Here is a 14,424-nt window from a genome sequence, read left to right on the forward strand (position 1 = left end):
TCACTAGACAACAAATTTCAATCTGATTATATTAAGTCAATTATGGTTAAAATTGAACAATTGTGTTTAATTTTTTGTAAATTTATAACTATTCTTGTGATTATAAATACAGAAGATTGTTGGTTCTAACCTCGACAACAGCTTATTAAGGAGCAATAAGCCGATGAAACTAAAAATGAAATTTTTTCTGATTCTTGCGATTTCAAGCATGTGTATAACCAATACTTGGGCAGAGGAAATTGTGGGCAAATGGAAGGCGATGGATGATCGAAGTGGTTATGCACGCGCTAAAATTAATATTTATAAGCTGACAGATGGTAGCTATGAAGGAACAATTGAGGAGATTTATGCTTTACCGAATCAAAAAGAACCCTATACCGATAAGTGTTTCCGTTGTAAAAATGAGTTAAAAGATGTTCCACTGATTGGTATGAAAATCTTGTATGGTTTTAAAAAAAATATCAATAAAACAGATGAATATACGGATGGAAAAGTGATTGACCCAATGAGTGGCAATATTTATAAGGGTAAAATGAGGCTGAATACAAGTGGCAACAGGCTGAATTTAAGAGGGTATTTAGGCACGTCTGCATTAGGTCGAAGCCAAACGTGGGTCAAAATAGAATAGTTATGATTTAAAAGAAAATGACCCGCTTAATGATAAATTAAGCGGGTCATTTTCTTAGAATTTATAGTTGAATTGAAGAGAAAAAATATCAGCTTGTGTTTCAAAATTACCTTCTAAAGTTTGCATCGTCGTATTGCCAGCAACGATTGTTGGACTTTTGATTGTGGCTTCATTTGCAAAAATATGAGCATAGCCAAAATCTATACTCAGTTTTTGATTCAATTGGTAGCCTGCACCGACGGAGAGCCAAATTCTATCTGCATCGGGGAAGCGTACGGTACGTTCTGATGATGATTGTACGACCGATTTATCATAGGCTGTACCAAATCTAAGCTGTGTGGCTGGTGTTATTTGGTATAAAGCGCCAAGGCTAGACCGAAAACCATCTCTAAAATGTAATTGTTCTTCATATACAACCACATTTGTTGCAGGATTAACGGCACTAAAGGCTGGTAAAACAGACCAATCGTACCAAGTCACTTCAGCGAGTGCAGTCCATTTTGGCTTGAAGCGGTATGCTGCTCCTAAGCTAGCACTTTGAGGCATACTAATGTCGACTGTGGCTGGCGTTGTCAGTTTTGTTTTTGGTGTTGTGATGGTGAGTGAACCATCAAGTTTCAAATCAGTTTCAGAGCGATACGTTAAGCCAAGATCAATGTCTTGGGTCGGTCGCCAAAACACCCCTACATTCGCTGCCCAACCATCTCCATCACCTTGTAATTCCCCTTGAGCATCACCTACATAAATCGGGGGTGTTGTGCTTGTATTGACCAACGGAGCTGCTTTTCTTGTGAGTGTTGCATCAAAATCAAGATAGTTGATGCCAAAACCAAACATCAATTGTGGGCTCAATGCATAAGCAAAAGAAGTATTAAAGTTCATCCCTGTGACTTCAGTTTTTAAGCCCTTATAACGACCGATAAATTGGTCATTCCATTCGCCCTCATTACCATACATTGGTGAAACACTGATACCGATGGCATAAGGCTGTTCGCTTTTATAAACATATTGAAAACTAGGAACAACTAATTTTCGATCGATACGATCATTTATGCTTCCTGTAGGAACGATTGGTGAAATTGATGCGCTATTGGTGCCATTAAATTCAGTTTGTGCCAGAACCAGCGAAGCTGAACCAGAGAGGTAATTGCCCTGATCTAATGCGCCCATTCCCGCAGGATTATAAGCAATAACACTTGCATCCTGAGCAAGTACAGATGCACCTGCGAAAGCATAACCGACACCATTGGCTGTTTGAGTGTCAATGTAAACACCAGATGCATAGCAAACAGAGGCTTGACTGAATAAAAACAGCGAGAAGAGTTGAGATTTGCGTATTTTGATCACGATAAAATCCATTTAATATAAATTAAGTGTAAAATATCAAACAAAAGTGTTTAATTTGCAAATTATTTGTCTATTTTTTTAATAGTGTTTCTTTAATGCAATCTGATTTTCAATGCGTTGCTCTTCAGATAAATTTTTTAGAAAATTTTGAGATATAAACCAATAAATCTTTATCTATTTGATATTTATTATTTTATAAAACATGAACAAATATTGATTAATTTGAACAAATATGTTCAAATTAATTATGTTTAGTAAATTTAGAGTCCAAAAAATGACAGAGCATAAAGAAAATGCCTTGAGTTCACGGTTTATAAAATTTGGTCATAGACAGATTTTTTTATGTGAACAAGGTGAGGGCTTTCCGATTCTGATGTTGCATGGTGGTGGTCCTGGTGCTTCTGGGTTATCGAACTACTCCAAAAATATTGGTGCGTTGGCGGAAAAATATCGTGTACTTATTCCTGATATGCAGGGCTATGGTCAGTCATCAAAAGGCGTAAATCGTGATGATCCATTTGGGGATTTAGCGGATGCAATGTTTGGCTTGCTTGATCAGTTAAAGATTAAACAGGTACATATCATTGGTAACTCTCTTGGTGGAGCCTGTGGATTACGCATGGCACTTGAACAGCCAGAACGTGTTGCAAGCTTGATTCTTATGGGGCCTGGTGGAATTAATACAACGAAAGGTTTACCTACTAAAGGTTTGAATTGCTTATTAAATTACTATGGTGGTAAAGGGCCAAGTATGGATAAGTTAAGAACTTTTATCCGTGAATACCTCGTGTTCGATGGTAGTCAAGTTCCAGAAAGTGTCATTCGTGAACGTTTCCAAGCCAGTATCGATCCAGACGTGATTGCTGCACCTCCACTACGTCGCCCTACGGGATTAAAAGGTGCGATTCGTATGGACTTCACCCGTGATTCTCGCCTGAAAAAATGTAAAGTTCCAACCTTAGTGGTTTGGGGGGCGAATGATTTAGTGAACCGTCCGAGTGGTGCACTGACTTTGCAGAAAATCATGCCGAATTGTGATGTTTATTTATTTGCTAACACAGGGCATTGGGTGCAGTGGGAAAGAGCGGATGAATTTAATCAACTCAGTCTAGATTTCTTTGCTAGACAAGCTATCGCTTGAAAAGGTGAGCATATGAATAGCACCACAGTAGATCAGGATATTTTTGGTTCAGTACGCATGGGTTATGCGGTGATTGAATCCAATAAATTAAAAGAATGGAAAACTTTTCTGCAACAGGGTTTAGGACTGCATTTTAATACAGATGAAAAGTTAATCAATGAACTCAGCTTTCGCATGGACGATCATGCCAAACGCTTGATGGTACAAAAAGGTAGCACAGAAGATTTTATTGCACTGGGCTGGCAGGTTAAAGATCAAAAAACACTAGATATTATTCTGGGTCGATTGGCTGAACGTGATATTGCTGTTGAGAAAAGTACGCAGGCTGAGGCTGAGCAAAGAGGTGTGAAAGCATTTTGGCGAATATTAGGACCTAAAAAACAGAATATTGAGCTTTTTATTCAAGCTGATCTGACTGAACAGCCGTTACAAATGTTGAGTTCAGGTTTTATTACAGCACAAGCCGGTATGGGGCATGTGGCGATTACTTCAAGGAAACCTTTGAAGATGCAGCGATTTTGGCAAGAAATATTTAATGCCAGAGTCAGCGATTATGTCGAGCAAGAGATGAGTGGTGTGACCCTCGATGTGACTTTTCTACGTTTGAATGAGCGTCATCATTCTGTTGCGATCGCAACCACTAGAGAAATCACTTTAGATCCGATTCGCACCAAAGTTCAACATATGAATGTACAAGCTGCTTCTTTGGATGACTTATCACAGGCCTTTCAGCGTTGCAAACAGCTCGGATATGAAATGGCGCATGAGATTGGGCAACATCCGAATGATAAGGAACTGTCTTTTTATGTGATTAGTCCATCAGGCTTTGAAATTGAATTCGGCTGGGCACCATTGGTTGTCGATGAAAGAACTTGGAAACCAACCAAATATTTCGCAATCAGTTCTTGGGGGCATAAGCCTGAGAATCCAACCAAACTTTATATGTTCTCTACCAATTTAAGTAATTTAAAACAGGGAATCTCAACTGTGATTCATCCTGAATATTCTCCCATCTAGCTTTAGAGGTTCTAAACATGACAGGTCAGAAAATTAAAAAAATGACATCACAAAATGTTGATGTGGTGATTGCAGGTCTAGGACCAACAGGATTGGTATTGGCACATATCCTAGGAAAGCACGGACATCAAGTTTTGGTGTTAGAACGTGAACCTGTGTTTTATGGCAATGCTCGTGCAGTGTATACCGATGATGAATGTATGCGAATTTTTCAGTCGATTGGTATGGCTGAAGAACTGCAAAAAGATATGTTATTAGATACCCCCGTACAGCTTGTTCGTCCTGATAGTACGGTACTGATGCAATATAAGCCGCTGAAACGCCCATTTGGTTGGTCAGTGATCAATTTTTACTATCAACCCTATTTAGAAACCTCTTTAACCAATGCTTTAGCTCAATATCCAAATGTTAGGATTTGGCGTGGTCGAGAGCTGATTAATTTCAGTCAAGATCATCATGCAGTGACGGTTTTTCATCAGGCAACTCAAGTTTATCGTTTTAGTGATGAGTGTGATGTTAAAGCTGAAGCAGAGGGTGAGGTTGATATTCAGCAAATATCTGCACGCTATTTAGTTGGTGCAGATGGTGGTCGTAGTACAGTCCGTGCCAAGTTGGGCATTGAAATGTCAGGGAAAAACTTTCCAGAACCATGGTTAGTGGTTGATCTAAAACAAAAAGATCGCAATAAAGGTCTACGTCATCTACCTTATTTTAACTTTGTGGTCGATCCTGATTTACCTGTAGTCAGTTGTGTGCAACCAGATGGCTTCCATCGCTTTGAATTTATGTTGAAGAAAGGGCAGACCAAAGAATATATGGAACAGCCTGAAACGGTTCGTATGTTGTTGTCTAAATTTGTTAATCCTGATGATTTCGAAATAAAGCGTAAATTGGTTTATACCTTTAATGCTTTAGTTGCAAATCAGTGGCGGGACAATCGTGTACTTTTAGCAGGTGATGCTGCCCATATGACCCCTCAATTTATGGGACAGGGTGCAAGTGCAGGTATTCGCGACGCGAGTAATTTGGGTTGGAAACTGAGTGCCGTATTAAATGGTCAGGCCGGAGAAAAATTATTAGATAGTTATGAAAGTGAACGTTTAGACCACGCTAAAGCAATGATTCAGGGGTCTGTACTCCTGAAAGATCTTGTTTCAATGACCAATCCCGTTGCTGGAAAAATTCGTGATGGCGTAATTAAAAGCATACGTTCTACCCCAAAATTAAAAGAGTGGGGACAAGAAGGGGGCTTTAAACCTAAGCCTATTTATACCAAAGGACAATATTTAGGTTTAGCACGTAAACATCGTTTAAGTCCAGAAGGTAGTTTATCACCCCAACCTGTTGTACGTGGCATGGATGGCCGTCGTGTACTGTTAGATTCGCTACTCGGTGAAAACTATTCAATGATTGGGTTGTCTGTTGATCCAACACAATCTTTATCAAATACATCTAAGCAGATATTAAAGCTCATCGGTTGTAAATTTATCACTTTATATCCTTATTCGACGCGTCCTCAAGGGCATGTCGTTCGTGATCTGAACCCTGACGTAACTGAGGTGGAAGATATTGATGGTGATATGGTGTGTTGGTTTAAAAAAGCATGTAAGACATCTCAACCAATCGCATTATTAAGACCAGACAAATTTACATTTGCTGTGGTTGATCAGAATGAAATTAATTCCGTAATACAACAGTTAAAGCATCAGTTGGATATTTGTCCTAGCGATTTAACGCTAAAAATAAGCAAAGAGGTGGCTGTATGACTTCTCATGATCAAGTCCGTTTAAATTCTGCTGCCTCGGCGTTACGAGAAGCTCGAGAATCAGGTCAAACCATAGAACAAATTTCTCAGACACATCATATTTCAGGTTTAGACGAAGCTTATGCCGTGGCACAAATCAACACTGAATATAAGTTGAATCAGGGCGCAAGAATTATTGGCAAGAAAGTGGGTTTGACTTCGAAAGCGGTGCAGCAACAGCTTGGTGTGGATCAGCCTGATTTTGGAATTTTGTTCGATGATATGGAATATCTAGATGGGGATACAGTTCCTGTCAGCCAACTTATGCAACCGAAAATTGAAGCCGAAATTGCTTTTATTGTGGGGCGTGATCTTGTTGGGCCAATGCCATCGTGGGGAGAGTTCATATCGGCATTGGCTTATGCTTTACCTGCCTTAGAAATCGTTGATAGCGCGATTCATAATTGGAAAATCACACTAGAAGATACTGTTGCTGATAATGCGTCTTGTGGTTTGTTTGTTCTAGGAAGTCAACCAATAGAAATTGGCAGCTTAAATTTTGCAAAAGTAAAGATGGAGCTTGAACATAATAAAGAGCTTGCTTCAAAAGGTAATGGTGCAGCGTGTCTAGGTCATCCGTTAAAAGCTGCTTGGTGGTTGGCTCGTACAATGTGTGAAAAAGAAATTGGATTAAAAGCGGGTGAAGTCATTCTATCTGGTGCATTAGGTCCAATGGTCAATGTTAAAGCGGGTGATGCAGTGACTGCCTATATTGGTCGTTTGGGTTCTGTCAGTTGTAAATTAATGTAGGGTATAACATGAATAATCAACCGAAAAACAAAGTAAAAGCAGCCATTATTGGTAGCGGCAATATTGGTAGCGATCTCATGATCAAAATGTTACGTCATGGTGAGCATCTTGAAATTGCTGCGATGGTTGGGATTGATCCTGAGTCTGATGGTTTAGCCCGTGCCAAACGTATGAACGTCGCGACCACGCATCTGGGCGTACAGGGACTGATTGATTTACCTGAATTTAAAGACATTGATATTATTTTTGATGCGACCTCTGCTGGGGCACATATTAAAAATGATGCTTTATTAAGACAACATAAGCCGAATATTCGGATGGTGGATTTAACCCCAGCCGCAATTGGTCCATATTGTGTTCCTGTGGTGAATCTGGAACAACACATTGATCAGCATAATGTCAATATGGTGACCTGTGGTGGGCAAGCAACGATCCCGATTGTTGCAGCAGTATCGAGGGTTGCAAAAGTTCATTACGCTGAAATTGTCGCTTCTATTTCCAGTAAATCGGCTGGACCAGGTACGAGAGCAAATATTGATGAATTTACCGAAACCACCTCAAAAGCATTGGAAACAGTAGGTGGTGCAGTTAAAGGTAAGGCAATGATTGTACTCAATCCAGCCGAGCCACCATTATTGATGCGTGATACGGTCTATGTGCTGTCTGAAGCTGCGGATCAGGCTGCGGTTGAAGCCTCGATTGAGAAAATGGTGGCTGAGGTTCAAAAATATGTTGCTGGCTATCGCTTAAAACAAAAAGTCCAGTTTGAGGTGATTCCTGAATCTGCCCCACTCAATATTGCAGGATTAGGGAAATTTTCAGGGCTAAAAACCAGTGTGTTTTTAGAAGTTGAGGGTGCAGCACATTATTTACCAGCATACGCAGGCAATCTTGACATTATGACCTCTGCGGCTTTGGCAACAGGTGAAAAGATTGCAGCATCATTACAATTACAACGTGTATCGGTTGAGGGCTAAGTGATGGATATGGTCAAAAAATTATATATTTCTGATGTTACCCTCCGAGATGGGAGCCATGCAGTTCGTCATCAATACTCGATTCAAAATGTACAAGAGATTGCCAAAGCTTTGGATCTGGCAAAAGTAGATAGTATTGAAATTGCGCATGGAGATGGATTACAAGGTTCAAGCTTTAACTATGGCTTTGGCGCACATACTGATTTGGAATGGATTGAAGCTGCGGCAGATGTTTTGACTCATGCACAAATCGCGACGTTACTGTTACCTGGTATTGGTACGATTCATGATCTCAAGGCTGCTTATAATGCAGGTGCCCGAATTGTCCGTGTTGCAACGCATTGTACAGAAGCTGATATTTCTAAGCAGCATATCGAATATGCGAGAGAATTAGGAATGGATACCGTAGGCTTCCTGATGATGAGCCATATGACCACGCCTGAAGCGTTGGCTCAACAGGGTAAACTGATGGAATCCTACGGTGCACAATGCATCTACGTGGTGGATTCGGGCGGTGCGATGTCAATGAATGATATTCGTGACCGCTTCCGTGCCATGAAAGATGTGCTTAAATCTGAAACACAGACAGGGATACATGCCCACCATAATTTAAGTTTGGGTGTTGCAAACTCTATCGTGGCTGTTGAAGAAGGTTGTGATCGAATTGATGCCAGTCTTGCAGGTATGGGGGCTGGGGCTGGTAATGCACCTTTAGAAGTTTTCATCGCCGCTGCTGAACGTTTAGGTTGGCATCATGGAACAGATTTATTTACGTTGATGAATGCTGCGGATGAATTGGTGAGACCATTACAAGATCGCCCAGTACGCGTAGATCGAGAAACTCTTGCGCTTGGTTATGCAGGTGTCTATTCAAGCTTTTTGCGTCACGCAGAAATTGCTTCTAAACGTTATGGTTTAAATACCGTTGATATTTTAGTGGAATTGGGTCGTCGTCGAATGGTAGGTGGTCAAGAAGATATGATTGTTGATGTCGCTTTAGACCTATTGAAACAGCAACAGGCAGGATAACAGCATGACCCAATTTACATTAAATGGCAAAGTCGCTTTAGTGACGGGTGCAAACTCAGGGATTGGAGCAGTCACTGCAAGAGAATTAGCATTACAAGGTTATCATGTATTTTTAGCCTGCCGTTCTCAGAAGAAAGCACACGCTGTACTTCAGGAAATCCAAAGCCTCAGTTTTGGACGGGCAAAGGCGGAATTTATTGAGTTAGATCTAGCTAATTTAGATTCTGTACGTCTTTGTGCTACGCAATTTTTATCTAGAAATCTACCATTACATTTATTGATTGCGAATGCGGGTTTGGCGGGTCAGAAAGGCATGACTCCATCAGGGTTTGAACTCACATTTGGTGTGTGTCATCTAGGGCATTTCTTATTAACCCAATTGTTGACTGAAAAATTAATTGAATCAAAACCTGCACGGATAGTTGTGGTTTCGAGTAAAGCACATCGACATGCTCAAAGCATTGATTTCAATTTGTTATTGAAACCGACTAAGAGTTTGGGTGGTCTAAAAGAATATGCCGTTGCTAAACTTGCAAATATTCTCTTTGCAAAAGAACTGGGTCGTCGGCTCTATGGTACAGGGGTCACGACTTATGCAATACACCCAGGTGTTGTTTCAACCAATGTATGGCGGGGATTGCCACAACCATTGGTCAAGTTAATTCGCCGTTTTATGATTAGCCCCGAAGAGGGGGCACAAACCACGCTGTATTGTGCAACTCAGCCACATGTCGCTGGTGATACAGGTTTTTACTATGAAGAGTGCAAAGTAAAAGTTTCTTCTCATGCTGCTCAAAATATAAATCTAGCAAATGAGCTGTGGGAAAAAAGTCTAAATTGGGTCAAACAATAACCTAAGGTATTAAGAATACAGGGACGTCTTCTTAATTTGATGAGGAGAATAAAATGGATAACTTTGTGCCCCCAGAACTAGGCTATGGCAAATGGGGACTTAATCTAGAACGGTGGTATTTCGATCCAGTTTTTTTTAACTCGGATCAACTCAATATGTCTAAACCAGCATTATTTGTGGGTAACCATACATTATATGGGTTATTGGATGTTCCATTAATTCTTGATCATCTTAGACTTGAACATGGCGTGCAATTACGTTCTTTAGGTGATCGTATACATTTTCATATTCCAATTTGGAAAGATATTTTGGTCAAAGGTGGAATGGTACTTGGTTCACCAGAAAATTGCCGAGACTTAATGTCAAGTGGGCAGTCTATCTTGGTTTTTCCTGGTGGTGCGCGTGAAGTCATGCGCCGTAAGGGTGAGAAGTACCAACTGATATGGAAGAAACGTTCAGGCTTTGCCCGTCTTGCAATCGAGCATGGTTATGACATTATTCCTTTTGCTTCACTAGGTGCAGATGACTGCTTTGATATTGTTATCGATGCCAATGATATCCAGAACAATACGACAGCTCAAAAACTATTAAATACGTTAAAATTGAGCGATAAGTTAAGAGGTGGCGATATTTTACCACCAATACCAAAAGGTGTTGGTTTTCTTCCAGTGCCTAAGCCACAGCGTTTTTATTTTAGTTTTGGTGACAGAATCTCTACTCTAAATGCGGTTAGTACTGAGCAAGATATTTGGGATATACGTGAGCAGGTTGCACAGTCGATTGAAAAACAGATATTAGATCTGAAACTCTATCGAGAGTCCGATAAAGTTCACAATTGGAGTTGGTTACGAAAGAAATTGACTAAAGACTTTGATGAATAATAGGTTTTGTATAATAATGTGAATAGTTGTTCAAATTCACTATTCTTGTTCAAAAGGTTTAAATTGTGCGTTTATCGTCATCACAGCAAAGAATTCATAAGACTGCTCTAAAACTTTTTGCAGAGAAAGGTTCTACCAATATTAGTATTAGTGAATTAGCAGCCGCTTCTGGTGTTGCTCGGGGTACGATTTATAATAATCAACTTGATCCTGAGACGTTGTTTGAAGATATTGCTTCACAGTTGGCAATAGAAATGAATGCACGAGTGATTAAAACTTTGGAGTCTGAACCTGATGCTGCGATTCGCATTGCTTCAGGTGTAAGAATGTATATTCGACGAGCGCATGAAGAGCCTGATTGGGGGCGATTTATTTGTCGATTTGCTTTTAGCTCAAAATCATTAATGGCATTGTGGTCAAGTAGTGATTCACCTCTACCTGATGTTATTGCTGGTTTAGAAAGCAAACGCTATAGTTTTCGTGAAGATCAGCTTATTTCTATTATGTCTTTAATCGCGGGTTCAGTTCTAACCTCAATTTTTCTCGTTTTAGAAGGTCATAAAACATGGCGAGATTCTGGAACTGAGGTAGCTGAGTTATTACTTTATGCGCTAGGTGTAGAGCGCAATGAAGCATATGAGATTGCAAGAAAAGAATTGCCAATCTTAGCAGAATTATAATTACCCAATAAAATGGCGCGCTCAGCGGGACTCGAACCCACGTCGGTCGCTTAGGAGGCAACTGCTCTATCCAGTTAAGCTATAAGCGCATAATTTTATGATTATAAACAAAAAAGTGATTGCCTAAGCAATCACTTTTTGATGAATTTGATCAGATACTTAATCTTTTGCTTTAAGATTTAAAACTTTATAGAGCACAAACATTAATACAATCCAGATTGGAATCATCAGCACAGACTCTTTGAAACCTTGTTGCCACATGATGTACAGCACGACTGCAATAAAAACTAAGACTAAGTAGTTACTGATTGGTGACCATAACGCAGGGAAACTCGTTTTTAAATTCTTTTGCTTTACCATCGCTTTGAATTTTAAATGAGTTAAGCTGATCATCGCCCAGTTAAGCACTAGAGCACCAACAACTACATACATCAAATGACCTAAGGCATCTTCTGGAACAAAATAGTTCAACAATACGCAACCAAAAATCAATAAAGCAGATAATAAAACAGCAGGAACTGGTACACCTTGTTTATTTACTTTAGCGAAAACTTTAGGCGCATTCCCTTGTTGTGCTAAACCGAAAAGCATACGGCTATTGGCAAACATACCGCTGTTATATACAGATAAAGCCGCTGTTAAGATAATAAAGTTAAGCAAGTGTGCAGCCCAACCAATTCCCATTTGACTAAAAATCATCACAAATGGACTTTTGTCTAAACCACCTAAATCCAGTTGGTTCCAAGGCACAAGTGAGAGGAGAATTGCTAATGAGCCAATATAGAAAACCAAAATACGCACTACAACTTGATTAATTGCTTTTGGTATCGTTTTCTTAGGATCATTGGCTTCTGCCGCAGCCATACCAATCAGTTCGATTCCACCGAAAGCAAACATAATAAAGGCAAGCATGTAAAACAAACCATCGAAACCATTTGGGAAAAATCCACCATGTGTCCAAAGGTTACTAAATGATGCGGTTGAGTTTGCATCAGCAGTGAAAAGCAAGAATAAACCAAATAAAATCATGGCAACAACAGCGGTGACTTTAATGATGGCTAACCAAAATTCTGATTCACCATAAAATTTAACATTGGTTAAGTTAATTGCTGTAATAATCACAAAGAAAAATAATACTGATTGCCAAGCTGGAATTTGAGGCCACCAATAATTGATATATTTACCGACAGCCGTTAATTCAGTCATTGCAACTAAAATATAGAGTACCCAATAATTCCAGCCTGATAAAAAACCTGGAAACTTCCCCCAATAACGGTGAGCAAAATGACTAAATGAACCCGCAACAGGTTCTTCAACGATCATTTCACCGAGTTGACGCATGATGAGAAACGCGATTAGACCGCCAATCGCATAACCTAAAATAATGGATGGTCCAGCAGACTGGATGACTTGTGCAGAACCTAAAAATAAGCCCGTACCAATAGCTCCACCCATCGCGATGAGCTGAATATGGCGGTTTTTAAGTCCACGCTGAAGTTGAGAGGAATCGTTGTTCAAAGGACTGAGCTCGATGAAAAATAAGTGGAATATTCTAATAGATTGCAAGGTTTTAGCCTAGTAAAAGTACAGCTTGGCTATGACTGGAAAGTAGTTTTTAAAAGTTATTTAAAATCTTATATTTGAACGAATAGTAAACTGTGAGGTGTTTGGTTTTTATGCAGATAAATCCTGTTTTTGTTTTTTAAACAAGACTTCTTTATGTTAGTGCCATTGTTAAGTTATTTAATTTTACTCAATATAGCGAACGAGCTTTATCCATTCTGCTTTACTTTAATCGTATAGTCGTATGGCATTTCAGATGACTCTACGATAATTTAAGCTCACAATCTACTTGACCAAGAACATGATAAAAGGATGAAATTGACATGAGTTCAGTACCACAAATTAAAGTCCCTGCAACCTATATGCGTGGTGGCACGAGTAAGGGTGTCTTTTTCAATCTGAATGATTTACCACAAGCTGCACAAGTTGCAGGCAAAGCACGAGATCAACTTCTGTTACGTGTGATTGGAAGTCCTGATCCATATGGTAAACAGATTGATGGTATGGGCGGTGCAACTTCAAGTACCAGTAAAACGGTAATTTTGACAAAAAGCTCAGAACCAGAACATGATGTAGACTATTTATTTGGACAAGTTTCGATTGATCAAGCTTTTGTCGATTGGAGTGGTAACTGTGGCAATCTGACAGCAGCTGTAGGCTCTTTTGCTATTTCAAATGGTTTAGTTGATGCCGATCGCATTCCTGAAAATGGAATTTGTACGGTACGTATTTGGCAAAAGAACATTCAAAAAACCATTATTGCACATGTCCCTGTGACCAATGGTCAAGTTCAGGAAACAGGTGATTTTGAATTGGATGGGGTGACTTTCCCCGCAGCAGAAGTTCAAATTGAATTTTTAGACCCTGCCGATGATGGTGAAGAGGGCGGGGATATGTTCCCTACAGGAAATGTTGTTGATCAATTGGTGGTTCCAGATGTTGGAACATTCCAAGCGACATTTATTAACGCAGGTATTCCAACGATTTTCTTGAATGCTGAAGATATTGGTTATCAGGGGACAGAATTACAAGATCATATCAATGGCGATGCCGCTGCTTTAGCACGTTTTGAAAAAATTCGCGCATATGGTGCAGTTCATATGGGCTTGATCAAAGATATTTCAGAAGCAGCAGCACGTCAGCATACGCCTAAAATTGCATTTGTTTCAAAACCAAAAAGCTACACCTCTTCAAGTGGCAAAACTGTTGAAGCAACAGATGTTGATTTATTGGTACGTGCATTGTCTATGGGCAAGTTGCATCATGCCATGATGGGTACGGCAGCCGTGGCGATTGGAACGGCAGCAGCCATTCCAGGTACTTTAGTGAATTTGGCGGCAGGTGGTGGCGAACGTGAAGCAGTTCGTTTTGGTCATCCATCAGGCACTTTACGTGTCGGTGCTCAAGCAGAATTCATCAATGATAAATGGGCTGTGAAGAAAGCAATCATGAGTCGTAGCGCACGTGTCTTGATGGAAGGTTGGGTTCGTGTACCGGGTGATAGCTTTAGTTCATGATTCTAGATAGTTAATCTTCTAGAAATTCTAAAATATTTCGGCTTAAAGACTTTCTCTGTCTAATCATTTATTCCTAGAAAGTCTTTAAGTACTATGCGATACATATCTATAAATACCCTGTGGTTTTAGCGGCAGGTAGTGAATGATGTAACTATAAAATAGTTTTAATATCCATATTTCATTTTTATTTATAACTCTTCTTGTAGATTTTTATTTTTAAGATGAATTTATCCATGA

13 protein-coding genes and 1 tRNA gene are annotated in these 14,424 nt (G+C 39.7%); 11 read left to right on the forward strand and 3 right to left on the reverse strand.

What is annotated here, in order from left to right:
* Positions 1–163: 163 nt before the first annotated feature.
* Positions 164–628 (forward strand): DUF2147 domain-containing protein, encoded by a 465-nt coding sequence (locus MMP60_RS03760; protein ID WP_241335031.1) that lies wholly within the window; start codon positions 164–166, stop codon positions 626–628.
* A 54-nt stretch (positions 629–682) separates the two neighbouring features.
* Here the strand turns inward: MMP60_RS03760 and MMP60_RS03765 are convergent, their stop codons facing one another.
* Entirely contained in the window at positions 683–1,975 is a 1,293-nt protein-coding gene (locus MMP60_RS03765) for an outer membrane protein transport protein (RefSeq protein WP_241335032.1), read from the reverse strand.
* Between the two features lie 274 nt (positions 1,976–2,249).
* On the opposite strand from MMP60_RS03765, the gene MMP60_RS03770 reads away from it, so the two are divergent.
* The 9 genes from MMP60_RS03770 to MMP60_RS03810 all read left to right on the forward strand — a co-directional run bounded on the left by MMP60_RS03770 (position 2,250) and on the right by MMP60_RS03810 (position 11,107).
* Complete coding sequence (locus tag MMP60_RS03770; protein ID WP_241335033.1) at positions 2,250–3,116, forward strand: alpha/beta fold hydrolase; 867 nt, start codon at positions 2,250–2,252, stop codon at positions 3,114–3,116.
* A 12-nt stretch (positions 3,117–3,128) separates the two neighbouring features.
* A complete protein-coding gene (locus MMP60_RS03775; RefSeq protein WP_241335034.1) occupies positions 3,129–4,133 on the forward strand; it encodes a VOC family protein in 1,005 nt (334 codons plus the stop codon).
* Between the two features lie 17 nt (positions 4,134–4,150).
* Positions 4,151–5,899, forward strand: coding sequence for a bifunctional 3-(3-hydroxy-phenyl)propionate/3-hydroxycinnamic acid hydroxylase (locus tag MMP60_RS03780; protein ID WP_241335035.1), 1,749 nt, complete (start codon positions 4,151–4,153; stop codon positions 5,897–5,899).
* Positions 5,896–6,687, forward strand: coding sequence for a fumarylacetoacetate hydrolase family protein (locus MMP60_RS03785; protein ID WP_241335036.1), 792 nt, complete (start codon positions 5,896–5,898; stop codon positions 6,685–6,687). Before MMP60_RS03780 ends, MMP60_RS03785 begins: the two co-directional genes overlap by 4 nt.
* A gap of 8 nt (positions 6,688–6,695) precedes the next feature.
* Positions 6,696–7,664: an acetaldehyde dehydrogenase (acetylating) gene (locus tag MMP60_RS03790; RefSeq protein WP_241335037.1), complete on the forward strand. Its 969-nt coding sequence runs from the start codon at positions 6,696–6,698 to the stop codon at positions 7,662–7,664.
* 3 nt (positions 7,665–7,667) lie between these two features.
* Positions 7,668–8,693 carry a 4-hydroxy-2-oxovalerate aldolase gene (gene dmpG / locus MMP60_RS03795; protein WP_241335038.1) on the forward strand — a complete coding sequence of 342 codons (1,026 nt, stop codon included), beginning with the start codon at positions 7,668–7,670 and terminating at the stop codon, positions 8,691–8,693.
* Positions 8,694–8,697: 4 nt separating this feature from the next.
* Entirely contained in the window at positions 8,698–9,546 is an 849-nt protein-coding gene (locus MMP60_RS03800) for an SDR family oxidoreductase (protein ID WP_241335039.1), read from the forward strand.
* Positions 9,547–9,599: 53 nt separating this feature from the next.
* Positions 9,600–10,427: a lysophospholipid acyltransferase family protein gene (locus MMP60_RS03805; RefSeq protein WP_241335040.1), complete on the forward strand. Its 828-nt coding sequence runs from the start codon at positions 9,600–9,602 to the stop codon at positions 10,425–10,427.
* A gap of 65 nt (positions 10,428–10,492) precedes the next feature.
* Positions 10,493–11,107, forward strand: coding sequence for a TetR/AcrR family transcriptional regulator (locus MMP60_RS03810; protein ID WP_241335041.1), 615 nt, complete (start codon positions 10,493–10,495; stop codon positions 11,105–11,107).
* 13 nt (positions 11,108–11,120) lie between these two features.
* Here MMP60_RS03810 and MMP60_RS03815 read toward each other — a convergent pair.
* A tRNA-Arg gene (locus tag MMP60_RS03815) sits at positions 11,121–11,196 on the reverse strand.
* A 70-nt stretch (positions 11,197–11,266) separates the two neighbouring features.
* Positions 11,267–12,625 (reverse strand): amino acid permease, encoded by a 1,359-nt coding sequence (locus tag MMP60_RS03820; protein ID WP_241335042.1) that lies wholly within the window; start codon positions 12,623–12,625, stop codon positions 11,267–11,269.
* 368 nt (positions 12,626–12,993) lie between these two features.
* On the opposite strand from MMP60_RS03820, the gene prpF reads away from it, so the two are divergent.
* The gene (gene prpF / locus MMP60_RS03825; RefSeq protein WP_241335043.1) at positions 12,994–14,187 is read left to right on the forward strand and encodes a 2-methylaconitate cis-trans isomerase PrpF; all 1,194 of its coding nucleotides are present in this window, start codon (positions 12,994–12,996) and stop codon (positions 14,185–14,187) included.
* The last annotated feature ends 237 nt before the right edge of the window (positions 14,188–14,424 follow it).

The sequence above is a fragment of the Acinetobacter sp. ANC 4805 genome (assembly GCF_022549495.1).
Classification (GTDB): Bacteria; Pseudomonadota; Gammaproteobacteria; order Pseudomonadales; family Moraxellaceae; genus Acinetobacter.